Source organism: Pseudomonas eutrophicaquae (assembly GCF_023544715.1).
In the GTDB taxonomy this organism is placed as follows: Bacteria; Pseudomonadota; Gammaproteobacteria; order Pseudomonadales; family Pseudomonadaceae; genus Geopseudomonas.
Genome location: NZ_JAMJEZ010000006.1, coordinates 50,528 through 74,657, shown reverse-complemented (window position 1 = coordinate 74,657; position 24,130 = coordinate 50,528). Strand labels below are relative to the sequence as shown.

At 66.7% G+C, this 24,130-nt stretch carries 21 protein-coding genes; 7 read left to right on the top strand and 14 right to left on the bottom strand.

Features of this window, described 5'->3' with window-relative positions; all coding sequences use genetic code 11:
- Positions 1-189 precede the first annotated feature (189 nt).
- Entirely contained in the window at positions 190-1,158 is a 969-nt protein-coding gene (locus MXC11_RS04310; RefSeq protein ID WP_250005822.1) for a polyprenyl synthetase family protein, read from the top strand.
- A 91-nt stretch (positions 1,159-1,249) separates the two neighbouring features.
- Here MXC11_RS04310 and MXC11_RS04305 read toward each other — a convergent pair whose 3' ends face one another.
- The 10 genes from MXC11_RS04305 to ettA all read right to left on the bottom strand — a co-directional run bounded on the left by MXC11_RS04305 (position 1,250) and on the right by ettA (position 11,224).
- Entirely contained in the window at positions 1,250-1,867 is a 618-nt protein-coding gene (locus MXC11_RS04305) for an FKBP-type peptidyl-prolyl cis-trans isomerase (RefSeq protein ID WP_250005820.1), read from the bottom strand.
- A gap of 84 nt (positions 1,868-1,951) precedes the next feature.
- Positions 1,952-2,101, bottom strand: a complete 150-nt coding sequence (locus MXC11_RS04300; protein ID WP_250005818.1) for a DUF2256 domain-containing protein — start codon at positions 2,099-2,101, stop codon at positions 1,952-1,954.
- On the bottom strand, positions 2,098-3,642 hold the full coding sequence (locus MXC11_RS04295; protein WP_250005816.1) for a cryptochrome/photolyase family protein: 1,545 nt from the start codon (positions 3,640-3,642) through the stop codon (positions 2,098-2,100). Before MXC11_RS04295 ends, MXC11_RS04300 begins: the two co-directional genes overlap by 4 nt.
- Complete coding sequence (locus tag MXC11_RS04290; RefSeq protein WP_250005814.1) at positions 3,639-5,039, bottom strand: 3'-5' exonuclease family protein; 1,401 nt, start codon at positions 5,037-5,039, stop codon at positions 3,639-3,641. Before MXC11_RS04290 ends, MXC11_RS04295 begins: the two co-directional genes overlap by 4 nt.
- Positions 5,027-5,338: a DUF6482 family protein gene (locus MXC11_RS04285; RefSeq protein ID WP_250005812.1), complete on the bottom strand. Its 312-nt coding sequence runs from the start codon at positions 5,336-5,338 to the stop codon at positions 5,027-5,029. Before MXC11_RS04285 ends, MXC11_RS04290 begins: the two co-directional genes overlap by 13 nt.
- 151 nt (positions 5,339-5,489) lie before the next feature.
- Positions 5,490-5,978 carry a TIGR00645 family protein gene (locus MXC11_RS04280; protein WP_250005810.1) on the bottom strand — a complete coding sequence of 163 codons (489 nt, stop codon included), beginning with the start codon at positions 5,976-5,978 and terminating at the stop codon, positions 5,490-5,492.
- A gap of 78 nt (positions 5,979-6,056) precedes the next feature.
- Complete coding sequence (locus MXC11_RS04275) at positions 6,057-6,383, bottom strand: PA4575 family protein (protein WP_250005808.1); 327 nt, start codon at positions 6,381-6,383, stop codon at positions 6,057-6,059.
- Positions 6,384-6,485: 102 nt separating this feature from the next.
- A complete protein-coding gene (locus MXC11_RS04270; RefSeq protein WP_250005806.1) occupies positions 6,486-8,960 on the bottom strand; it encodes a Lon protease family protein in 2,475 nt (824 codons plus the stop codon).
- Positions 8,961-9,087: 127 nt separating this feature from the next.
- On the bottom strand, positions 9,088-9,414 hold the full coding sequence (locus MXC11_RS04265) for a TraR/DksA family transcriptional regulator (RefSeq protein ID WP_250005804.1): 327 nt from the start codon (positions 9,412-9,414) through the stop codon (positions 9,088-9,090).
- A 145-nt stretch (positions 9,415-9,559) separates the two neighbouring features.
- On the bottom strand, positions 9,560-11,224 hold the full coding sequence (ettA, locus tag MXC11_RS04260) for an energy-dependent translational throttle protein EttA (protein ID WP_250005802.1): 1,665 nt from the start codon (positions 11,222-11,224) through the stop codon (positions 9,560-9,562).
- 225 nt (positions 11,225-11,449) lie between these two features.
- Here ettA and glyA point away from each other — a divergent pair, with 225 nt between their 5' ends.
- Together glyA and MXC11_RS04250 are read left to right on the top strand one after the other, a co-directional pair.
- Positions 11,450-12,706, top strand: a complete 1,257-nt coding sequence (gene glyA, locus MXC11_RS04255) for a serine hydroxymethyltransferase (RefSeq protein ID WP_250005800.1) — start codon at positions 11,450-11,452, stop codon at positions 12,704-12,706.
- Positions 12,707-12,840: 134 nt separating this feature from the next.
- Positions 12,841-13,197, top strand: a complete 357-nt coding sequence (locus tag MXC11_RS04250) for a PilZ domain-containing protein (protein ID WP_250005798.1) — start codon at positions 12,841-12,843, stop codon at positions 13,195-13,197.
- 9 nt (positions 13,198-13,206) lie between these two features.
- Here the strand turns inward: MXC11_RS04250 and radA are convergent, their stop codons facing one another.
- Positions 13,207-14,568, bottom strand: a complete 1,362-nt coding sequence (gene radA / locus MXC11_RS04245; RefSeq protein ID WP_250005796.1) for a DNA repair protein RadA — start codon at positions 14,566-14,568, stop codon at positions 13,207-13,209.
- A gap of 60 nt (positions 14,569-14,628) precedes the next feature.
- On the opposite strand from radA, the gene MXC11_RS04240 reads away from it, so the two are divergent.
- The 3 genes from MXC11_RS04240 (at position 14,629) to MXC11_RS04230 (ending at position 19,641) form a co-directional block, all read left to right on the top strand.
- Positions 14,629-15,771, top strand: coding sequence for a methyltransferase (locus tag MXC11_RS04240; protein ID WP_250005794.1), 1,143 nt, complete (start codon positions 14,629-14,631; stop codon positions 15,769-15,771).
- 199 nt (positions 15,772-15,970) lie between these two features.
- Positions 15,971-17,050: a tRNA (uridine(54)-C5)-methyltransferase TrmA gene (gene trmA / locus MXC11_RS04235; protein WP_250005792.1), complete on the top strand. Its 1,080-nt coding sequence runs from the start codon at positions 15,971-15,973 to the stop codon at positions 17,048-17,050.
- 53 nt (positions 17,051-17,103) lie between these two features.
- A complete protein-coding gene (locus MXC11_RS04230; RefSeq protein ID WP_250005789.1) occupies positions 17,104-19,641 on the top strand; it encodes a bifunctional diguanylate cyclase/phosphodiesterase in 2,538 nt (845 codons plus the stop codon).
- Between the two features lie 13 nt (positions 19,642-19,654).
- Here MXC11_RS04230 and MXC11_RS04225 read toward each other — a convergent pair whose 3' ends face one another.
- Positions 19,655-20,248, bottom strand: coding sequence for an HAD family hydrolase (locus MXC11_RS04225; RefSeq protein ID WP_250005788.1), 594 nt, complete (start codon positions 20,246-20,248; stop codon positions 19,655-19,657).
- Entirely contained in the window at positions 20,245-21,114 is an 870-nt protein-coding gene (tesB, locus tag MXC11_RS04220; RefSeq protein WP_250005786.1) for an acyl-CoA thioesterase II, read from the bottom strand. Before tesB ends, MXC11_RS04225 begins: the two co-directional genes overlap by 4 nt.
- A 162-nt stretch (positions 21,115-21,276) precedes the next feature.
- Between tesB and MXC11_RS04215 the strand changes: the two genes are divergently transcribed.
- Complete coding sequence (locus tag MXC11_RS04215; RefSeq protein WP_250005784.1) at positions 21,277-22,191, top strand: histone deacetylase family protein; 915 nt, start codon at positions 21,277-21,279, stop codon at positions 22,189-22,191.
- Here MXC11_RS04215 and speA read toward each other — a convergent pair whose 3' ends face one another.
- Positions 22,192-24,099: an arginine decarboxylase gene (gene speA / locus MXC11_RS04210; protein ID WP_250005782.1), complete on the bottom strand. Its 1,908-nt coding sequence runs from the start codon at positions 24,097-24,099 to the stop codon at positions 22,192-22,194.
- Between the last annotated feature and the right edge of the window lie 31 nt (positions 24,100-24,130).

Sequence of the window (24,130 nt, the reverse complement as noted above, 5' to 3'; positions counted from 1 at the left end):
GCCAGCATGGCTGCACGCTACCGGGAGGGGTAAGCCGTGCAATTGCGTAAGGCAGGGAGTGCCAGGAAGTTCGGGGCACGGATTGTACGAAACACCATACGCCCTGACAAGGGCATCGGCGGCTTTCCTTGACACTGTCATACCCGCCACCTAGCATGCCGCGCAACCCTTGAGGAGCCTTGATAGCCGATGCAACCCCAGGCCTTTTACCGTGTGGTCGCGGACGACTTTGCCGCCGTCGATGCCATCATCCGCCGGCAGCTGATCTCCCGCGTCCCGCTGGTGGAGAAGATCGGCGACTACATCACCTCCGCCGGCGGCAAGCGCCTGCGCCCGCTGCTGGTGCTGCTGGCCGGCAACGCCCTGAACCTGCGCGGCGAGCGCCTGGGGCTTTTGGCGGCCAGCGTCGAGTTCCTGCACACCGCCACCCTGCTGCATGACGATGTGGTCGACAAGTCCGGCCTGCGTCGCGGTCGTGCCACCGCCAACGCCTTATGGGGCAATGCGCCCAGCGTGCTGGTCGGTGATTTCCTCTATGCCCGCTGCTTCGAGATGCTGGTCGAACTGGGCGAGCTGCCGGTCATGCAGGTGCTTTCCGCTGCGACCCGGGTAATCGCCGAAGGTGAAGTGCTGCAACTGTCGAAGATTCGTGATGCCAGCACCAGCGAGGACACCTACATGGAGGTGATCCGCGGCAAGACGGCCATGCTGTTCGAGGCATCGACCCACAGCGCGGCGCTGCTGGCCGGCGCCAGCGAGGCGCAGATTGCCGGCCTTCGCTGCTTTGGTGATGCGCTGGGCGTTGCCTTCCAGCTGGTCGATGACCTGCTCGACTACCGCGGCGATGCCGCCACCCTGGGCAAGAACGTCGGCGATGATCTGGCCGAAGGCAAACCGACCCTGCCGCTGATCTACACCCTGCGTGAGGGCAGCGCCGAGCAGGCTGAGCTGGTGCGTCAGGCCATCCAGCAAGGTGGCCTGGAGGATCTCGCACCGGTACTGGCTGCGGTGGAAGCCAGCGGGGCGCTCGATTACACCGCCGCCAAGGCCCGCGAGTACGCTGCACAGGCCATCGAGGCGCTACAGGTGCTGCCGGACAGCCCGTACCGTGCCGCACTGATCGAGCTGACCGAGTTCGCCGTGGCCCGCACCCACTGATCGCCCCGTCACCGCAAAACGCCCGTCACGGTCAGACCGGACGGGCGTTTTGCATTTCAGCGATCAGCGATCAGCGATCAGCGATCAGCGATCACAGAACATCCAGCAGCTCGACATCGAACACCAGGGTGCTGTGCGGCGGAATGCTGCCAATCGCCTGAGCGCCATACGCCAGCTCGCTCGGCACATGCAGACGCCACTTGCTGCCGACCTTCATCAGCTGCAGCGCCTCGACCCAACCCGGAATCACCCCGGTCACCGGAAATTCAGCCGGCTGGCCGCGCTCGTAGGAGCTGTCAAACACGGTGCCGTCGATCAGCGTGCCGTGGTAGTGGGTACGCACATGATCCTCAGCGCTCGGCTGGGCGCCCTCGCCGACCACCAGCACCTCGAACTGCAGGCCAGAAACCAGCACCGTGACGCCCTCGCGCTTGGCGTTCTCGCTCAGGTAGTCGCGACCGGCTTGAGCCGCGGCCTCGGCCTTGGCGGCCTGCTCGGCCTGCATGCGCTCGCGGATCACCTGGAAGCTGGCGGTCAGGGCATCGCCCGCCACCTGCGGCGCCTGGCCATTGAAGGCATCACCGAGACCGGCGAGGATGGCTTCCAGCTGCACGCCCGGCGGTGGGTTGGCACGCAGCTGGCCGCCCAGCTGCAGGCCGATACCGTAGCTGACGCGAGCTTCGTCGGTGGACAGATCGAGTTGGGACATGGGAACTCCAAGTCGTGGGAATGAGGCCGCGCAGCCTAGCACACCTGCGCCGGGGATCCGTCATCCCGCACGGCGGCGCGGCGCTTAGGGCTCCGACACCGTGCGGCGCTGGCGCCGGCAGCGCTCCGAGCAGTAGCGCACCTCCTCCCAGCAGCGCTCCCACTTCTTGCGCCAGGTGAACGGCAGGCCGCAGACCACACAGGTCTTCACCGGCAGATCGGACTTCTTTCTCACAGCATCTCCCCCGCATCCAGCCGCGCCAGCAAGTGTTCGCCCCAGGCCCAGAGCGCCTCACGGCGCGCCTCGGGCATGCGCTCCAGGTTCTTGTAGGTCAGCGCCAGGCGCGGATTGCCGCGCAGCTGCTCGCGGTGGCGGATCAGAAAATGCCAGTACAGCGCATTGAACGGGCAGGCACGCGCACCGGTACTCTCCGCCACCTTGTAGGCACAGCCGCTGCAATAATCGGACATGCGCTTGATGTACTGACCGCTGGCGCAGTACGGCTTGGAGCCGAGGTAGCCGCCATCGGCGTGCATGACCATGCCCAGCACATTGGGCAGCTCGACCCACTCGAAGGCGTCCATGTACACCGCCAGGTACCAGTCGCTGATCTGCTGCGGGGCAATCCCGGCCAGCAGGGCAAAGTTGCCGGTGACCATCAGGCGCTGGATGTGGTGCGCGTAGGCGTATTCGAGGGTCTGATCGATCGTCTGGCGCATGCACTGCATGCGCGTCTGGCCATTCCAGTAGAACGCCGGCAGCGCGCGGGTGTTGCCGAACGCATTGCGCGTGGCGTAGTCCGGCATCTGCAGCCAGTAGATCCCGCGCACATACTCACGCCAGCCGATCAGCTGCCGGATAAAGCCCTCGGCGGCATTCAGCGCCACCCGCCCGGCAAAAAACGCCGCCTGCACATCGGCACACAGGCGGCGCACATCGAGCAGCCCGACATTCAGCGCCGCGCTGATCCTGGCGTGGAACAGGAACGGCTCACCGCGGGCCATCGCATCCTGATAGTCGCCAAACTCGGCCAGCGCATGCTCGAGAAAGTGCTGCCAGAGCGCCTCGGCCTCGGCATGGGTCACCGGGTAATCGAAGGCCTCCGAGCGCCCGTAGTGATCGGCAAAGCGCGCAGCGACCAGCGCCAGCACCTCGCGGGTGATCGCATCGGCGGCAAAGCGACGCAGCGGCGGCGCCTTGAAGTCCTTGGGCAGCGCCTTGCGGTTATCGGCATCAAAATTCCACGCCCCGCCCAGCGGGCTACCGTCTGGCTCCAGAAGCAGGCCACTCTGGCGGCGCATCTCGCGGTAGAAGAACTCCATGCGCAGCTGCTTCTTGCCCTTGGCCCAGCGCGCAAATGCCTCACGCGAGCAGAGAAAACGCTGATCGGCATGCCAGGTGATCGGCAGGCCGCTGCCGCGCAGCGACTGCTCGACCCGCCAGTCACCGGCCTCGGTGACATGAATGCTGGAAGGCTGCCAGCGCGCCACATGGCGCTGCAGCTCACCGACCAGGCTGCCGGTGTTGTCCGGGTCATCCAGGGTCACATAGTCCACCGTCACGCCGCGTGCGCGCAGCGCCTCGGCAAAGTGGCGCATGGCGCTGAACAAAAAGGCGATCTTCTGCGGATGGTGCGGCACATGGGTGGCTTCCTCGACCACCTCGGCCAGCAGCACCCGGTCGTGCAACGGGTCAAGGTCAGCCAGCGAGGCCAGTTCAAAGGACAGCTGATCACCAAGGATCAGCCGCAGCGCCCCGGTCTTGGGTGGGTTCACAGTTCGATCAGCTCCATATCGGGATGACGGCGCAGGTGACTGCGCAGGATGCGGTAGGTGTCGCGGGTAAAAGGCGCCTCGGCGCGCGCCAGCAGGGCCGGAATCGCCGCCGGGTCCTCGCAGCTGCCCAGATGCCGCCAGCCGTCGAGCACATGCCACTGACTGAGGCCATGCTGCGGATCGCGCTCGACCAGCGCCACCGCACCACGCCACGGCCAGTCGGCCACCTGCAGGCGCGAGCAGCCCTCGCGCAGCCGGGCGTCGTGCTCGGCGCGGCTCTCGCGGCCGCAGCAGGCGCCCCGGCATTGGCCAAGCTGGGCGGCAAAGCAGGCGCCCTGGCCCTTTTCCAACCTGAGCAGGCGCAGGCACAGGCCACGCGCGCGAGCCAGTGCGCGCAGCCAGCCAAGCGCCTCGCGCCGGGCGCGGAACAGTCCGGCATGCTGACTGCCGGGGCGTAGCGTCTGCAGCGGGCGCAGCACTGGCACACAGCCGCCCTCGCCCGGCTCCAGCGACCAGCTGAGCAGCTCGCGCTGGCGACGCAGCTGACGGTTGTACAACGGCTGCAGACGCGCCACCTCGGCCGCCTCCAACAGCAGCGCACCCAGCTCGCCGGCGGTCGGCTGCACACGGATCTCGCGGATCTGCTGGGCAATCTGCAGGCTGCGTCGGCTGGCGTAATCATTCTGGAAATGCGACTGCACGCGGCGGCGCAGGTTGCGGCTCTTGCCGACATACAGAAGCGCCTGATTGTCGCCGTAGAAGTAGTACACACCGGGCCGCTCGGGCAGCGCACTGAGATCCTCGGCCTGCAGATGCCGCGGCACCGCCGCCTTGCGCAGCTGCGCACCCAGCGCCTGCTGCACCGCCGGGGCATCGCGGTGGGCCAAGTGTTGCAGCAGCGCCCAGGTGGCCTCGGCATCCGCCAGCGCGCGGTGCTGGATGAAGCGCGCAATGGCAAAGTGCTCGCACAACGCGTCCAGACTATGGCTGCTGAGCTGTGGGCAAATGCTGCGCGCCAGACGCAGAGTACAGAGCTGGCGGACCCGCAAGGGCTGCGCGCATTCGAGGAGCGCCTGCCGCAGGAAGGCCAGGTCAAAGCGCAGGTTATGCCCGACCAGCACCCGCCCGCGCAGCGCCTGCATCAGCTCATCGGCAATCTCGGCAAAGCGCGGCTGGCCGACCAGCTCCTGCGGCAACACCCCGCAGAGCGCCGAGATGCTGGCCGGCAGGGCAAAGCCTGGATCCAGCAGCCAGCTGCGCCGACCGCTCACCTGGCCCTGATCGATCAGCAGGATCGCCAGCTCCCAGATCCGGTCACGCTGAGGATGCAGGCCGGTGGTCTCAACATCCAGCACCGCCAGCGCACGGCTGCCGAACAGTGCGCTCAGCTGCTCCACTGCGAGCGCATGCTGATCGGCAGGCGCAGCGGCTCGCGGCGGCCCTCGCTGAGGCCGCACATCTCGTCATAAGCGCAGGCGTGTACCAGATGGAACGGCAGCTCAGGGGCCTGCTCGAGCAGATCGCGGGCATGTTCGACCGAGCGCAGGTGCATGGTCTTGTCGCGCCCGTCACGCAGGCTGTGGATACGCCCGTCCATGCGGGCCTCCAGCAGGTAGATCCCGCCTTCGATGGAGATCAGGTCGAGCGATTCGATGCGCCCGGCCTGGGCATGGGCGATCAGTTCGTGCAGCTTCATGGCATCCCCTCGGATCACGTAATCTGTACAGGTTAACCGAATCGTACAAGATTTTGCATAACCCCGGACAGACCATCGCGCCCCGAGCGTCCAGACAAAAACGCCCGGCCTATCCAGGGGACAGCCGGGCGTCAATGCGCGCCGCGCAGGCTCAGTGCTTGGTGATTCGCTCCAGATAACCCATGGCAAACGCCGAGACCACGAAGGTCATGTGGATGATCACGTACCAGAGCAGCTTGTCGTTATCGATCTTCTGCGCGTCCATGAACATGCGCAGCAGGTGGATCGAGGAGATCGCCACGATCGAGGCGGCGACCTTCATCTTCAGCGAGCCGGAGTCCATCTTGCCGAGCCAGTCGAGCTTCTCCTTGCCCTCCTCGATGTCCAGCTGCGAAACGAAATTCTCGTAGCCGGAGATCATGACCATCACCAGCAAACCACCGACCAGCGCCATGTCGATCAGTGACAGCAGCACCAGAATCAGGTCCGCTTCGCTCTTGTCGAAGACGTGGGGCAGGATGTGGAAGATTTCCTGAAAGAACTTCAGGGCCAGCGCCAAAAGGCCCAGCGAGAGGCCGAAGTAGATCGGCGCAAGCAGCCAGCGGGCGGCGTACATGGTGTTTTCGAGCAATCGTTCCATGGCAGGCAATCGGACTTCAGGGATCGGGCGCGCAGTATATCCGTAGCAACCGCCGCTTCGCAGCCAGGCTCCGCGCTGCTAACGGCAGCCATGGCACGGGTAGCCGCGCGCCGCATTCTGCCGGCGCCGCTCGGCCTGCAGGTGCAGCGCCCAGATCGGCAGCGCCTCCAGCGGCTGGTAACCCTGTTCAGCCAGGCTCGCCAGAAGCGCCTGCAGATGCGCCTCGGCCGCGGCATGGCCATGAAACGGCCCCTGGGCCCGCACAATCGAAGGCTGCAGGCCATCCATGCCGACCGCGCAGAACAGCATGTGCAGGCCGCGGGCACCGGCCAGCGGGCAGACGCTCAGCTCGACCCGCGTGGTGATGCCCGGAAACTGCCGCCGCAGACAGTGGATGCTGCTCATGATCGCCCGCCTCGCCCAAGTATTGGTCTCAGACTAGACCCGCACTCCGCGTAGCAACAGGCCACCGGTCTGGCGGGCGCATACAACGGACCAGTGGTCCGTTCAGGCGGACACAGGTGGCTCAGCGGCGGCCTCGGCGGGCGCCTTGCTCTCGCCGTCCTTGCTTTCGCCCTCCTTGTTCTCGCCTTCCTCGCCGGCGTCTTCCGGCTCATCCAGCAGCGCATCAATCTCGCGCAGCCGCTCGACCACCCGGGCATTCACGCTGCCAGCCGGGAACTGGCCATCCTCGCCCAGCACACCAACCTCTTCACCGACCAGAAGCCCCAGCGCCTCGTCCACGGTGCGCACCGCATAGACATTGAACAACCCGGCGCGCACCGCGTGCAGCACCCGCTCATCGAGCATCAGGTTGCAGACGTTGGCCCAGGGAATGATCACCCCCTGCTCGCCGGTCAGCCCGCGCGCCTCGCAGAGGCGGAAGAAGCCCTCGATCTTCTCGTTGACCCCGCCGACCGCCTGCACTTCACCGAACTGATTGATCGAGCCGGTGATGGCAAAGCACTGTTTGAGCGGCGTGCGCGACAGCGCCGAGATCAGCGTGCAGACCTCGCCGAGCGAGGCGCTGTCGCCATCGACATAGCCGTAGGACTGCTCCAGGGCGATGCTTGCCGAGATCGCCAGGGGGAACTTCTGAGCGTAGCGGCTGCCCAGATAACCGGTGAGGATCATCACCCCCTTGGAGTGAATCGACTGCCCGAGGCTGACCTCGCGCTCGATATCGACAATCCCCGAGCTGCCCGGATAGACCGTGGCGGAAATCCGCGCCGGCACGCCAAACGCCGAATCACCGACCTCCAGCACGGTCAGCCCGTTGCACTTGCCGACCGCAGCGCCCTGGGTGTCGATCAGGATCACCCCGGCCAGCATGTCATCGAGGATGCGCGCCGAGACGCGCCCGGTGCGGGTCGCCTTGGCCTTCAGGGCGCGCTCGATATGGCCGATGTCTGTCAGCTCATCGCCGGCCACCTGACGGATGAAGTCCGCCTCGCTGACCAGCTGGAACACATCGCCGATCCGTGCCGACAGCCGCCCCTGATGCTCGGCCAGCCGTGCGCTGTAGGTGGCCAGCCGCGCCACCGCCTCGCCGGTCAAGGGCGCCATACCCTCCTCGCTGGTGCGGGTCTTCAGCAGCTGGGCGAACTGCTCAAGGTTGTCGCTGGCCAGCGGAATGTCCTCGTCGAAATCGGCCAGCACACGGAACAGCTCCTGGAAGTCCGGGTCCAGCTCCTGCAGCGCGTAATACAGCTGGCGGGCACCGATGATCACCACCTTGACCTGCAGCGGCAGCACCTGCGGATTCAGCGACACCGTGGCAATCCGCCCAAGCTCGGCCAGCGGCGATTCCATCTTCAGCCGCCGGGTGTGCAGGGCGCGCTTGAGGGCATCCCAGACGAACGGCTCGCCGAGCAGCTTTTCCGCCTCAAGGATCAGGAAGCCGCCATTGGCGCGGTGCAGCGCGCCGGGGCGCAGCTGGCGGTAGCTGGTGTACAGCGCGCCCTGGTCGGAGCTGTATTCGATGCGCCCGAACAGGTTGTCGTAGGTCGGGTGCGACTCGAACACCACCGGCGCGCCGCCGTCCCGGGCGTGACCGACCACCAGGCAAGGGCCGTAGTATTCGGCCAGCGCCTGACGCTTCTGCGCATCGCTGCGGTTGTCCTCGACCAGCTGATCGACCACCGTCTTGAGCAGGTCCGCCTGCACCGCCTGCAGCCAGGTGCAGACATCCGGGTTGTCGCAGTACTCGCCGGCCAGTGGCGAGAGCAGCGGCTCCAGCGCCTGGGTGACGGTTTCCTCATTGAGCTGGCGCAGCTGGTTGCTGGACTCGCGCTTCCACTGCGGCAGCGCCGACAGCTCCTCGTTGAGGCGCTCCTCCAGCTCGCTGACGTCGGTGTGAAAGCGCTCGCGCTCGGCTTCCGGCAGCTGGGCAAATTCCGCCTCATCCAGCGCCTGACCATCCTTCATCGGTGTGAAGGCGATGTTGCTGCTGTCGCGGTACAGGGCAATGCCGCGCTCAAGCGCCAGCTTCTCCACCACATCCAGCGCGCGGTCGTAGCGCTGGTTGAAGCCGCGGTCGATGGCGCCTTTTTTCTGCTGATAGGCCGGGGTCTCGAACACCGCCGGGAAGGTCGCCAGCAGGTTATCGATCAGCTGCTCAATGGCCGTAATCAGCTGCTGCGCGGTGCCGGCCGGCAGGCGCAGGGCGCGCGGCTCGCGCGGATCGTCGAAATTGTTCACATACAGCCAGTCGCTGGGCGTTTGCAGGCGCTTGGCTTCGGCCTTGAGGTAGCGGCGCACGAAGGAGAAACGCCCGGTGCCCGGCTCGCCCATGACAAACACGTTGTAGCCCGGGCGCGGCATGGCCACCCCGAACTGCAGGGCCTCCACGGCGCGCTCCTGGCCCAGCACGCCGAGAAACGGCTCCAGCTCGTCGGTGTTGGCAAAACGCAGGGCATCGGGGTCGAACTGGCTGCTCAGCTGCTCGGGGGTCAGGCAGAGGGCGTTGTAGATATCGGCCATCGGGGTCTTCCACAGAGGTGACGGACGCGCGGCAGCACCGCGCGGCGTAGGCCGGCATACCGGCCATCGGGACACCGATTGTTGACCCATCCCCCCCGCTTGACAAGAACAGCGCAGGCCACGTGCTTCAGCCCTCGCTGGCGCGCAGGCAGTCCATGCAGCGCTCGGCGGTCGGCAGCACGCTCAGACGCGCCACCCCGATCGAGGCGCCGCACTGCACGCACTGGCCATACAGCCCGGCGCTCAGCCGCTGGCGGGCGCGCTCCACCTGTTGCAGTCCGTCTTCCGCCTCGGCCAGCAGCGCGCGCAGCACATCGTCGTTTTCACGCTCGGTAACCTGTTCGGCAAAGTCGGCGGAATGCGCCCCGCTGAGGTCACGGCGAATCGCCGTGGCCCGGCGCTGGTACTCATCGGCCAACTGGTCGAGATGCTGTTGCGGATTGAATTCGGTCATGGCGGCAGCTCCCTGCGGCAGTGGATGTGCCTTGCAGTATGGCCGGATCTTGCGCCCCTGCACTGCCCTGCATCAAAAGAGGCGGCGCCCCAAACGACGAAACCCCGGCCAGAGGCGCGGGGTTTCGCAGGGCTAGCGCGGCCGATCAGGCCAGCTTCTTGTAACGCACCCGGTGCGGCTGGGCCGCGGCGTCGCCGAGGCGCTTCTTGCGGTCGGCCTCGAACTCGGTGTAGTTGCCTTCGAAGAAGTACACCTGACCATCATCTTCATAGGAGAGGATGTGGGTGGCGATACGGTCAAGGAACCAGCGATCGTGGGAGATCACGATGGCCGCGCCGGGGAAGTCGAGCAGCGCCTCTTCCAGCGCGCGCAGGGTTTCCACGTCGAGGTCGTTGGACGGTTCATCCAGCAGCAGCACGTTGCCGCCCTGCTTGAGGGTCAGCGCCAGGTGCAGACGGCCACGCTCACCGCCGGAGAGGTCCTTGACGAACTTCTGCTGGTCGCCGCCCTTGAAGTTGAAGCGCCCGACGTAACCGCGCGAGGGCACCTCGTAGTTGCCGACCTTAATCATGTCAAAGCCATCGGAAACCTGCTCCCAGACGGTCTTGCTGCCATCCAGATGCTCGCGGCTCTGATCGACGCTGGCGATCTGCACGGTTTCGCCGATGTCGATGCTGCCAGCATCCGGCTGTTCTTTGCCGAGGATCATGCGGAACAGCGTTGACTTGCCCGCGCCGTTGCCGCCGATCACGCCGACAATCGCGCCCTTGGGCATGCTGAAGCTCAGGTTGTCGATCAGCACGCGCTCGCCGTAGCCCTTGCACACGCCGTTGAACTCGATGACCTTGTCACCGAGGCGTGGCCCTGCCGGGATGTAGATCTCGTTGGTCTCGCTGCGCTTCTGGAATTCCTGCGACTGCATTTCCTCGAAGCGTTGCAGACGCGCCTTGGACTTGGCCTGACGGGCCTTGGCGCCCTGACGCACCCACTCCAGCTCCGCCTTCATGGCCTTGGCGTGGGACGCTTCGGCCTTGGCTTCCTGGGCCAGACGGGCGGCCTTGGATTCCAGCCACTGCGAGTAGTTGCCCTCGAAGGGGATGCCCTGACCGCGGTCCAGCTCGAGGATCCAGCCGGCGACGTTATCGAGGAAGTAACGGTCGTGGGTAATCGCCACCACGGTGCCGGGGAAGTCGTGCAGGAAGCGCTCCAACCAGGCCACCGAGTCAGCATCCAGGTGGTTGGTCGGCTCGTCGAGCAGCAGCATGTCGGGGGCGGAGAGCAGCAGGCGGCACAGCGCCACACGGCGCTTCTCGCCACCGGAGAGGTGCTCGATCTTCGCCTCCCAGGCCGGCAGGCGCAGCGCATCGGCGGCGACTTCCAGCTGACGCTCGAGGTTGTGGCCATCGGCCGCCTGCAGGATCGACTCCAGCTTGGCCTGCTCGGCGGCCAGCGCGTCGAAGTCGGCGTCCGGCTCGGCGTAGGCGGCGTACACCTCATCCAGACGCGCTTGGGCGGCCTTGATCTCGCCGACCGCCTCCTCGACGATCTCGCGCACGGTCTTCTGCGGATCAAGCTGCGGCTCCTGGGGCAGGTAGCCGATCTTGATCCCCGGCATCGGCCGGGCCTCGCCCTCGAACTCGGTATCCACGCCGGCCATGATGCGCAGCAGGGTCGACTTGCCCGCGCCGTTCAGGCCGAGCACGCCGATCTTGGCGCCGGGGAAGAACGACAGGGAGATGTTCTTGAGAATCTCACGCTTAGGCGGCACGATCTTGCCGAGCCTATGCATCGTGAACACGTATTGAGCCATGACGGACCTGAGGTAATTGCAGGGGTTAACAGGCAAGGCAGACGGGGCCTTGCGGGCGTGGCGCAAAGCTACCCGAATGCGCAGGACAGGGCAAACCACCGCCCAGGCACGCCTCGCGGCCCTTGCGCACTTTGTCGTATTCACTTGATCGCCATTCATGTGCCAGCGCGCAGGCATTGGGGTAGAATGCGGCTTCATTTCTGCCCAGATCCCCTGAGGACCGCCATGTTCAGCCGTGATTTGACCCTCGCCCGCTATGATGCCGACCTGTTTGCCGCCATGGAGCAAGAAGCCCAGCGCCAGGAAGACCACATCGAGCTGATCGCCTCCGAGAACTACACCAGCCCGGCGGTGATGGAAGCCCAGGGCAGCGTGCTGACCAACAAGTACGCCGAAGGCTACCCGCACAAGCGCTACTACGGCGGCTGCGAGTACGTCGACATCGTCGAGCAGCTGGCCATAGACCGCGCCAAGGCGCTGTTCGGTGCCGACTACGCCAACGTCCAGCCGCACGCCGGCTCGCAGGCCAACGCCGCGGTATTCCAGGCGCTGGTCAAGCCGGGCGACACCATCCTCGGTATGAGCCTGGCCCACGGCGGTCACCTGACCCACGGCGCCAGCGTCAACTTCTCCGGCAAGATCTACAACGCCGTGCAGTACGGCCTGAACCCGGAAACCGGTCTGATCGACTACGACGAGATCGAGCGTCTGGCCGTCGAGCACCAGCCGAAGATGATCATCGCCGGCTTCTCCGCCTACTCGCAGGTGCTGGACTTCGCCCGCTTCCGCGAAATCGCCGACAAGGTCGGTGCCTACCTGTTTGTCGACATGGCCCACGTCGCCGGTCTGGTCGCCGCTGGCGTGTACCCGAACCCGGTACCGTTCGCTGACGTGGTCACCACCACCACCCACAAGACCCTGCGCGGCCCGCGCGGCGGCCTGATCCTCGCCCGTGCCAACGAGGAGATCGAGAAGAAGCTCAACTCCGCGGTGTTCCCGGGCGGCCAGGGCGGCCCGCTGATGCACGTGATCGCTGCCAAGGCGGTGTGCTTCAAGGAAGCCCTCTCCGACGAGTTCAAGGCCTACCAGCAGCAGGTGGTGAAGAACGCTCAGGCCATGGCTGCCGTGTTCGTCGAGCGCGGCTTTGATGTGGTCTCCGGTGGTACCCAGAATCACCTGTTCCTGCTCAGCCTGATCAAGCAGGACATCACCGGCAAGGATGCGGACGCTGCCCTCGGCCGCGCCTTCATCACCGTGAACAAGAACGCCGTACCGAACGATCCGCGCTCGCCGTTCGTCACCTCTGGCCTGCGTATCGGCACCCCGGCGGTCACCACCCGCGGCTTCCAGGAAGCTGACTGCCGCGAGCTGGCCGGCTGGATCTGCGACATCCTGCAGAACATGGGCGACGAGTCGGTGATCGATGCCGTGCGCGAGAAGGTCAAGGCCATCTGCGCGCGCCTGCCGGTGTACGGCCACTAAGCCAGATCCGCTGCAGTGAAGAAACCCGGCCTCGGCCGGGTTTCTTTTTGCCTGCAAGGCAAGATCCGCCGCGCACTGCAGGGCCGGCGACGCCGGGCTATAGTGCAGAGAGCCCCCTTTGAGGAACTGCCATCATGTCCGAACGTCGCCGCTTCCAGCGTATCCCCTTCGTCACCGAGGCCGAACTGCAGCAGGGCCAGCAGCAATGGCTGGTCGAGCTGCATGATCTGTCCCTGCGCGGCGTGCTGGTCAGCCGGCCAGCTGACTGGTCTGCCCAGCCTGAGGCTCGCTGCCGGGTGCGCATCCCGCTTGGCGTGGATGCCGAAGTGGTGATGACGGTCAGCCTGGCCCATCAGGAAGCCGACTGGCTGGGTTTTCACTGCGATGAAATCGATCTCGACTCCATCACCCACCTGCGCCGCCTGCTGGAGCTGAACATTGGCAGCAGCAGCCTGCTCGAACGGGACCTTGCCGCGCTGCTCTACGGCTGAGCAGGCCGCTCACTCGAACAGCGCATCCAGCGCCTGATCCAGGCGCGTCACCGCCGCCACCTCAAGGCCGGGTGGCGCCTCCTTGGGCGCATTGCCCTTGGGCACGATGGCGCGCTTGAAGCCATGCTTGGCGGCCTCCTTGAGCCGCTCCTGGCCGCTCGGCACCGGACGGATCTCCCCGGACAGGCCGATCTCGCCGAACACCAAAAGATCATGGGCCAGCGGCCGGTTGCGCAGGCTGGACATCACCGCGGCAAGCAGCGCCAGATCCGAGGCGGTTTCCAGCACCTTCACCCCGCCAACCACGTTGAGGAACACGTCCTGATCGTAGGTCGGGATGCTGCCGTGGCGGTGCAGCACGGCCAGCAGCATCGCCAGCCGGTTGGGGTCCAGCCCCAGGGTGACGCGGCGCGGGTTGGCCAGATGGCTGGTGTCGACCAGCGCCTGCACCTCCACCAGCATCGGCCGTGAGCCTTCCCAGGTGGCCATCACCACGCTGCCCGGCACCGACTCGGCGGCGCGGGTCAGGAAGATCGCCGAGGGGTTGCTGACCTCCTTGAGGCCGCGGTCAGTCATCGCGAATACCCCCAGCTCGTTGACAGCGCCGAAGCGGTTCTTCACCGCCCGCAACAGGCGCAGGCGCCCGTCCGACTCGCCCTCGAAATACAGCACCGTATCGACCATGTGCTCCAGCACCCGCGGCCCGGCCAGCGCGCCCTCCTTGGTGACGTGGCCGACCAGAAACACCGCAGTGCCGCTCTGCTTGGCGAAGCGCACCAGCAGCGCCGCGCTCTCGCGCACCTGGGCGACGCCGCCGGGCGCCGACTGCAGCTGCTCGGTGAAAATGGTCTGGATCGAGTCGATCACCATCACCCGTGGCTGCTCGTGGCGCGCGGTGGCGATGATCGATTCGATGTTGGTCTCGGTCATCACCTTGAGCTTGTCCTCGGGCAGGCCGAGCCGGCGCGCGCGCATCGCCACCTGCTGCTGGGATTCCTCGCCGGTGACGTAGAGCGCCGGCATGCGCTCGGCGATGCGGCACAGGGTCTGCAGCAGGATGGTCGACTTGCCGATCCCCGGGTCGCCGCCGATCAGCACCACCGAGCCATCGACCAGCCCGCCGCCCAGTACCCGGTCCAGCTCGCTGGAGGCGGTGGAGAAGCGCGGCGTCTCCTCGACGCTGACCTCGGCCAGGGTCTTGACGTTGGCCTGCTGCCCCGCCCAGCCACCGCGCCCGGCGGGCGTCGCCGCGCCTTCCAGCACGGTTTCCACCAGGGTGTTCCAGGCGCCGCATTCGCCGCACTGGCCGGCCCATTTGGGGAAGGTGGCGCCGCATTCAGTGCAGCCGTACATGCGCTTGGCCTTGGCCATGGCGGTCTCCGTCCATAAAAGGGCGATAATAGCGCCCCCGTCGCCGCCGAGTCGTCCGCCATGCCCCTGTTCGTGCCCCCCTTTGCCTCACTCGATCTGCTGCGCCAGCCCACGCAGCGTGACGATCCGCTGCAGGCCTTCGACGCCGCCGACGAGTACCTGCTCACCCACCTGCACGCACAGGGCCTGACACCCGGCAGCCGGGTGCTGCTGCTCAACGACAGCTTCGGCGCGCTGGGCTGCGCGCTGGCCACCCACGCCCGGGTGGTCAGCAGTGGCGACTCGTTCCTCGGCGCTCTGGCGCTGCAGAAGAATCTGGCCCGCAACGGTCTGGCGCTTGAGGCGGTCGAGTTTGTCCCCGCCAGCGCAGTGCCTGCGGGGCCGTTCGACGTGGTGCTGATCCGCGTACCAAAGACCCTGGCGCTGCTTGAGGAGCAGCTGATCCGCCTGCACGGCCAGCTCGCCCCCGGCGCGCAGGTGATCGCCGCCGGGATGCTCAAGCACCTGCCGCGCGCCGCCGGTGAGCTGCTGGAGCGCTATATCGGCCCGGTACAGGCCTCGCTGGCGGTGAAGAAAGCCCGCTTGCTGCTGTGCACGCCCGCCGCGCGCCCGCAGCCGGTTTCACCCTACCCGAGCCGCTACACCCTCAACGAGCCGGCCCTGCTAGGCCGCCCCCTGACGCTGCTCAACCAGGCCAACGTGTTCTGCCGCGAGGGGCTGGACATCGGCACCCGCGCCTTCCTGCCGTTCCTGCCCAGCGGCCTTGGCCGTGCCCGTGTCGCGGATCTGGGCTGTGGCAACGGTGTGCTGGCGATTGCCAGCGCGCTGGCCAATCCCGAGGCCGAATACACCCTGGTGGATGAGTCGTTCATGGCCGTGCAGTCGGCGCAGGACAACTGGCGCGCCGCACTGGGCGAGCGGCCGGTACAAATGCGCGCCGCCGACGGTCTGGCCGGTCAGCCGCCAGCTTCGCTGGAGGTGGTGCTGTGCAACCCGCCGTTCCATCAGCAGCAGGTGGTCGGCGACTTTCTGGCCTGGCGGATGTTCCAGCAGGCCCATGCCGCGCTGGTGCCGGGGGGTGCGCTGTGGATCGTCGGCAACCGGCACCTGGGCTATCACGCCAAGCTCAAGCGCCTGTTCCGCGAGGTGAGCCAAATCGGTGCCACGCCCAAGTTCGTCATCCTCCGTGCCCGCAAGGGCTGAGGACGGCTGATGCCGGTATGAACGGGGGGCGCCTCGCGTAGCGCCCCACGCCAGCCTTCGGGATCGGCCCAGCCGGCGCGCACCCTTCTGCAAGGGAGCACGCGGCGGCTGGTATGATGCGCGCCTGCTTTTTCCGGGCCCACGCCCCGGCATTCCAACAGACGGCGACCGTGTTCGCCCCGTACCCGACGAGCGACCGATGATCCCGAACGATCCGACCCTCTACGCCGCCCAGCTGGCCGAAAAGACCGCCCGCCTCAAGGCCCTGCTGGCGCCCTTTGCGGCCCCCGAGCCCGAGGTCTTCGACTCCCCCGCCGAGCATTATCGGCTGCGTACCGAGTTCCGCCTGTGGCGCGAAGATGGCCAGCGCCACTACGCCATGTTCGAGGGCGACAAGCACACCCCGGTGCTGATCGAGCAGTTCCCGATTGCCAGTGCGCGCATCAACGCGCTGATGCCGCAGCTCAAAGCCGCCTGGCAGGCCAGCGAAACCCTGTCCCACAAGCTGTTTCAGGTCGAGTTCCTCACCACCCTCAAGGGCGATGCGCTGATCACCCTGTGCTACCACCGGCCGATCGACGACGTCTGGCAGGCAGAGGCCGAGCGGCTCGCGGCGCAGCTTGGCGCCAGCCTGATCGGCCGCTCGCGTGGCAAGCGCATCGTCATCGGCAAGGATTATGTGGAGGAGGAGCTGAGCGTCGCCGGACGGCTGTTCCGCTACCGCCAGCCGGAAGGTGCCTTCACCCAGCCCAACGGGGTGGTCTGCGAGAAGATGCTCAACTGGGCCTACGAGGCGCTGGGCGAGCGCGATGACGACCTGCTGGAGCTCTACTGCGGCAACGGCAACTTCACCCTGCCGCTAGCCACCCGCGTGCGCCGGGTGCTGGCCACCGAGATCAGCAAGACCTCGGTAAATGCCGCGCTGGCCAATATCGAGGACAACGGTGCAGACAATATTGAGCTGGTGCGCCTGTCCGCCGAGGAGCTGACCCAGGCACTCAACAGGGTGCGTCCGTTCCGCCGACTGGCCGGCATCGACCTTGGCAGCTACGCTTTTGGCAGTGTTTTTGTTGATCCGCCGCGCGCCGGCATGGACCCGGATACCTGTGAGCTGACGCGCCGCTTTGAGCGCATTCTGTACATTTCCTGCAACCCCGAGACCCTGGCAGCCAACATCGCCCAGCTCCACGACACCCACCGTATCGTTCGCTGCGCCCTGTTCGACCAGTTCCCCTGGACTCACCACATGGAGAGCGGCGTGCTGCTGGAGCGGCGCTGAGTCCCGGACCACCCCGGTGACCCACGGCGGGTCACCTGCAAGCGAGGCGCACCGTGCCTATCGACGGCCACTGGATCCACCCGCAACACCGAAGGCCCCTGCGGCGCACGCTGCCCTGGCTGCTGGCGCTTTTGGGCGGTCTGCCGCTGCTGGCGCTGCTCGAGCATCAGGAGCCGCCGATTCCGGGCTTTCTCAGCTGGCATATGCTGCTGGAAACCCTGTCGATCGTGGTGGCGGCACTGATCTTCGCGGTGGGCTGGCATACCCGCACGCTGCACCGGCAGGGCAATGTGCTGCTGGCCTCCTGCGCCTTTCTCGGCGTGGCGGTCCTCGACTTCTCCCACATGCTGTCCTTCCCCGGCATGCCGGATTTTGTCACCCCCAGTGATGTGGAAAAGGGCATCCACTTCTGGCTGCCGGCCCGTTATCTGGCTGCCTTCGCCCTGCTGGCGATGATCTGGCGCCCCTGGCCGCTGCTCTCCCCGAGCGATATGCCGAACAGCCCGCGCTGGCACCGCCTGTTTCTGCCGGGCGTCTTGCTGCTTCTGCTGCCGGTGCACTGGTTGGCACTCTGGCAGCCAGAGCTGATCCCGGCCACCTACCTGCCCGGCAGCGGACTGACCCTGTTCAAGCAGCTGGCGGAATTGGGCGTGGTAGCGGTACTGCTGCTGGTCATTGCCGTGCTGCTCACCCGCTTGCGCGAACCCTCCCAGCTGAACATCCCCCTGCTGCTGCTCAGCCTGCTGGCCATGACCCTCGGCGAGCTGCCCTTTGCCGTGTACCGCTCGGCCACCGATGTCTACAACCTCGGCGGGCATGTCTACAAACTGGTCGCCTACCTGCTGCTCTATCAGGCGATCTTCGTGCAGACCATTGCCACGCCCTACCGCGCGCTGGAGCAGGCCCGCCAGCACAATCAGGCGATCCTCGATGCCATCCCCGATGCGCTGTTCGAGCTGGATGGCGAAGGCCGCTATCTGGCCGTGCATACCGCCAGCAACGAGCTGCTGCGCGCCCCGCCCGAGCAGCTACTGGGACGCAACCTGCGCGATGTACTGCCGAGCGAGGCGGCCACCATCTGCCTGGAGGCGTTTGCCGAGGCCCGCCGGCACGGACGCTCCAGCGGGCACCAGCTGACCCTGGCGCTGCCCGATGGCAGCGAGCGGCGCTTCGAGCTGTCGGTCAGTCACCTGCTGCGCCGGGATTCTGCGGATGAGCATTTCATCGTACTGTCGCGCGACATCACCCAGCGCAGCCGTGACCAGCAACGCATCGACTATCTGGCGCACTTCGACCCGCTGACCGGCCTGCCCAACCGCGTGCTGTTCCAGTCGCGCCTGGAGCAAGTGCTGGGCATCGCCGAGCGCCATGGCCGGCCGCTGGCGCTGCTGTTCCTCGACATCGACCACTTCAAGTACATCAACGATTCTCTCGGCCATCGCATCGGCGATGTGCTGCTAAAGCAGATCGCCCGGCGCCTACAGGCCGCCTTGCGCGACGAGGACACCCTGTCGCGTCAGGGTGGGGATGAGTTCATGCTCTGCCTGCCGGACACCAACGCAGCCGGGGCGGTGCATACCGCTGAGCGCCTGCGTACCCTGCTGGCGCTGCCCTTTGCGGTTCAGGAGCACACCCTGACCGTCAGCGCCTCGATCGGCATTGCCCTGTATCCGCAAGATGGTGACGACTGCGAGCAGCTCACCCAGCATGCAGACGCGGCGATGTACCGCGCCAAGCAGGAGGGGCGTGATCGCTATCGGCTATTTACCGCCGAACTGCAGGCCCAGTCGCTGCGCACCCTCTCGCTGGAAAATGCCCTGCGCCAGGCGCTGGAGCGCAACGAGCTGCAGCTCTATTACCAGCCACAGGTCGATTGCCGCAACCGGCTGTGCGGCATCGAGGCGCTGCTGCGCTGGCAGCACCCGCAGCTGGGGCCGATCAGTCCGGGGGAGTTCATCCCCGTCGCCGAGGGCTGTGGTCTGATCGTGCCGATCGGCCACTGGGTACTGCGCGAGGCGGTGCGCCAGCGCAAGGCCTGGCGAGACTGCGCCTGGAGCGGTGATCTGCGCCTGTCGGTCAACCTGTCGCTGGCGCAGTTCAATGATCCGCAACTGGAAACCACGATCGAGCAGGTGCTGAGCGACAGCGGCCTGCAGGCACAGCATCTGGAACTGGAGCTGACCGAAAGCGTGGCCATGCACCAGCCCGAGCGGGTCATCGCGCTGACTCAGCGCCTCAGCCAGCGCGGCGTACACCTGGCCATCGATGATTTTGGCACCGGCTACTCCTCGCTCAACTACCTGAAGCGGCTGGAGGTGCACAAGCTGAAGATCGACCAGTCCTTCGTCCGCCACCTTGAGGACGATGACAGCGACCGCTCAATCGTGCAGGCGATCATTGGCCTGGCCCATAACCTTGGGATGCGGGTGATCGCCGAGGGGGTGGAGAGCGCGGCGCAGTACCAGCTGCTCACCCAGCTGGGCTGTGACGAGATGCAGGGTTACCTGTTCAGCCCTGCCCTGCCGGCCGAGGCGTTTACCGCCTGGGCCAGCGCGTGGCAGCTACAGACGCACGCCCCGCTCGCCACCTGAACCACCGCGGGCCTTAGCCGAGCAGCTGATGCAGCGCGTGGCAGTCGCGGGCGTGGTGATCGCTCAGGTGCGGCCAGGGATTGTCGACGCAGTTGACCAGCACCGCCAGCGCCCCGGCGGCGCGGGCGCAGTTAAGGTCGTAGTGGTAATCCCCGACCATCACCAGCTGCGCAGGCGGCACAGCCCAGCGCGCCGCCAGCTGGAGCAGGCCATCGGGCTGCGGTTTGGGCGCCGCCTCGTCACGGCCGAGGATGTCCACCTCGGCAAAGCAGTCGAGCAGGCCAATGCTGCGCAGGGTGATCTGCGCCAGCGGGCGGGCGTTGCGGGTCAGGATGCCCAGCCGCACCCCGCGCGCATGCAGGTCACGGACCAGCGCCACCGCACCCGGCGCCGGCTGCGCCGCCTCGGCCAGCGCCCGCTCATGCTCCAGCAGCCAGGCATGACAGCGCGCTGCCTCGGGTTCTGGCAGGCTGGCCAGATGGGCGAGGATGTCTGCCTCGGCGGGAATCGCCAGTGCCCGGCGGATTTCGGCAAAGTCATGCACCGCCAGGGTCAGGGTGCCGTCCATGTCGAACACCCAGTGCTGGCGCTCGCGCAGCGCCCTCATGCCCAATCAGGCCGCTGGCGAATCAGCCCCTCCTGCGCCACCGAGGCCACCAGCTCCCCAGCACGATTGAAGATGCTGCCCCGGCTGAGACCACGTCCTCCGCCGGCCCACGGGCTGTCCATGCTGTAGAGCAGCCACTCATCGGCCCGCACCTCGCGGTGGAACCACAGGGCGTGATCGAGGCTGGCAATCTGCATCGAACGCTGCCAGAAGCTCGCCCCGTGCGGCTGCAGGGCGGTGGTCAAGAGGCCAAAGTCGCTGGCGTAGGCCAGCAGGTATTTGTGCAGCGCCGGGTTGTCCGGCAGGCTGCCATCGGCGCGGAACCACAGGTGCTTGACCGGCTCGATCCGCTCCGGGCATACCGCATCGAGCGGGCGCACCGGACGGATTTCGATCGGCATGTCGAAGTTCATCCGCTCGCGCACCCCTTCGGGCAGCAGGTAGATGTTGCGCCGGCTCAGTTCCTGCTCGCTGAGCAGGGTTTCCGGCGCCGGTACCTCGGGCATCGCCTGCTGGTGGGTAAAGCCCTCCTCAACACGCTGGAACGAGGCACTGGCCGAGAAGATCGGCTGGCCCTTCTGGATCGCTAGCACCCGGCGGGTGGTGAAGCTGCCACCGTCGCGCACCCGGTCGACCTGATAGAGCACCGGGCGGGTCGCGTCCCCTGGACGCAGGAAGTAGCCATGCATCGAATGCACTGGCCGGTCCGGCGGCACGGTCTGGCTGGCCGCCGACAGGGACTGGCCGATCACCTGTCCACCAAACAGCTGACGAAAGCCCAGATCCTGGCTGACGCCACGGAACAGGTTCTCCTCGATGGTTTCAAGGCTCAGTAGCGCCACCAGCTCGTCGAGCACCTGAGTCATGCAATTCTCCTTCACGCTTGGCGACCGCGGCGGCGGTCTGGCACGGGGGTTGCGGCCGTCTGGCGGCCTGCTGGGCGCCATGGTAATGAATTTCCCGCCGCCGCGCTGACCTGCCGCCGGTCGCGGCATAATGCCGGGCGATGTTTCGCTTTGGTGCCTGCCATGTCCCTGCCGCTGGTCTTTCATCCCGATTACAGCCCGCCGCTGCCGGCGGGCCACCGCTTCCCGATGCTCAAGTACCGCCTGCTGCACGAGCACCTGCGCGAGACCCTGCCCGAGGCGCGCTATCACACGCCGGAGGACGCCGGGCTGGACTGCATCGCCCTCGCCCATGAGCGCAGCTATATCGAGCGTTTTCTCGCCGGGGCGCTGAGCCCGCGCGAGGAGCGCCAGCTGGGTCTGCCGTGGAGCGAAGCGCTGGTGCGCCGCACCCTGCGCGCGGTCGGCGGCTCGCTGCTGACCGCCGAGCTCGCGCTGCACCATGGCCTGGCCTGCAACCTGGCCGGCGGCACCCATCATGCCCACTGGGCGCACCCGGCGGGCTTTTGCGTGTTCAACGACCTAGCGGTGATGGCCCGCACCCTGCAGGCGCGCGGTGAGGCCAGCCGCATCCTGATCCTCGACTGCGACGTACACCAAGGCGATGGCACCGCGCGGATTCTGGCCGAGGAGCCGGAACTGATCACCGTCTCGCTGCACGGCGCCGACAACTTCCCCTTCGACAAGGCCTGCAGCGACTGGGATCTTCCGCTGGCCAGCGGCACCGGGGACGCCGAGTACCTGCGCCAGCTCGATGGCCTGCTCAGCTACCTGCTGGCGCTCTACCAGCCGGATCTGGTGCTCTATGACGGCGGCGTCGATGTGCATGCCGAGGACGCGCTGGGCAAGCTGGCGCTCAGCGATGCCGGGATTGCCGCGCGCGATTGGCATGTGTTCGAGCAGTGCCTGGGGCGCGACATTCCGGTGGCCTGCGTGATCGGCGGTGGCTATCACCCCGACCACGCACGCCTGGCCCGCCGGCATGCGATCCTCGAACACACCGCCATGCAGGCCTGGCGCGCCTTTGGCCTGTCCTGATCAGGGCGCCAGATAGGTCGAGCGGGTCAGCCCCAGGCGCAGCGCATCGAGAAACTGCACGCGCTCGGCACCGCTCAGCGCCGTGCTGGCGACCTTCTCGCGGTAGCGGGCCATCAGCTGCTCCGGCTGCAGGTGCACATAGCGCAGCATGTCCTCGATGGTGTCGTGGGTTTCCACGCCGCTGTGCTGCAGGCTGCCGTCGGCGCGCTGGTAGACGTTGACCGAATCGGTGTCGCCGAACAGGTTGTGCATGTCGCCGAGAATCTCCTGATAGGCACCGACCAGGAACACCCCGAGCAGGTAATCCTCGCCCTCGCGCAGGGCATGTACCGGCAGACTGCTCTCAAGGCTTTGCTCATCGACGTACTGGCGGATCTTGCCGTCGGAATCGCAGGTCAGATCCTGCAGCACCGCACGGCGGGTCGGCGCCTCATCCAGGCGCTGGATCGGCAGGATCGGCAGGATCTGCGCAATCGCCCAGGTGTCGGGCAGGCTCTGGAACACCGAGAAGTTGCAGATGTACTTGTCGGCCTGCCGATCATGCAGCTCGTCGAGCAGCTCGCGATGCGCGCGCTGGCGCACCTTGAGCTGCTCATAGAGGCGCCGGCACAGCGCCGCGTGGCACTGCTCGGCCAGCGCCTTTTCAGCCAGCGACAGCTTGCCGGCGGCATACTGCGCCGCCACCTCGGCGATGAAATGACTGGCCCGCCAGTACGTCTCGGCCACCTGCTCGGGGTCGGTGTCATCCAGCAGCTCGATCAATGCCTGCAGAGGCGGCGGGTACTCCACGCCCGCGTCCAGCACGGGCCGCGCATCGTTGGGCCGCTCGACATCGGTGACCTGTACCACCAGCACCGCATGGTGCGCGGTCAGCGCTCGGCCACTTTCGGAGAGGATGTGCGGATGCGGCAGCGCCTGCCGGTCGCAGAACTCGCCGAGCATGCTGACCACCGTCGAGGCGTAGTCCTCCAGGCTGTAGTTGATCGAGCTGGGATTGCGTGAGTGGGTGCCGTCATAGTCCACCCCCAGCCCGCCGCCGACATCGACGTGATCGACCGGCAGCCCCAGCGTGCGCAGCTCACCGTAATAGCGCACCGCCTCGCGAAAGCCCTTGCGGTAGTCGGCGATGTTGGAGATTTGCGAGCCCATATGAAAGTGCAGCAGGCGCACGCTCTGCGCCAGCCCGGCGGCGCGCAGCCGCTCGACCACTGCAAGAATCTGCGCTGCCGAGAGGCCGAATTTGGACTTCTCACCGCCGGTATCCGCCCACTTGCTGGAGGCCAGCGAGGACAACCGCACCCGCAGCCCGATCAGCGGCTCGACCGCCAGCGCCGCCGCCTCCTCGATCAGCAGCCCCACCTCGGACTCCTTCTCGATGACGATGAACACCCGATGGCCGAGCTTCTGGCCGATCAGCGCCAGATGGATGAACTCGCGATCCTTGTAGCCGTTGCACACCAGCGTGCTGGCACGCGGCGCCAACGCCAGCACCGCCATCAGCTCGGCCTTGGAGCCGGCCTCAAGGCCGACCGCCACATGCTCGGTGGCGATGATGCTGTCGATCACCGCCTGCTGCTGGTTGACCTTGATCGGGTACAGCGCGGTGTAGCTGCCCTGATAGTCGTGGCTCTGGATGCTCGCATCGAAGGCGCCGGTCAGCCGGCGCACCCGGTCCTGCAGGATGGCCGGGAAGCGCACCAGCAGCGGCAGCGACAGCCCGGCCTCACGCAGCTGGGCGATCAGCTGGTTAAGATCAATCGGCGTGCTGTGCGGGCCGTCGGGGCGCACCTCGACATTGCCCGCCTCATTGATCGCGTAGTAGCCGGCTCCCCAGTGGCGGATGCCGTAGACGCGCCGACTGTCGGCCACGCTCCAGCCGTGGGTGGGATCGGTGTGTGCTGAGGCCATGACGCTGCTCCTGCCGTGCGGTGAAAGGAAG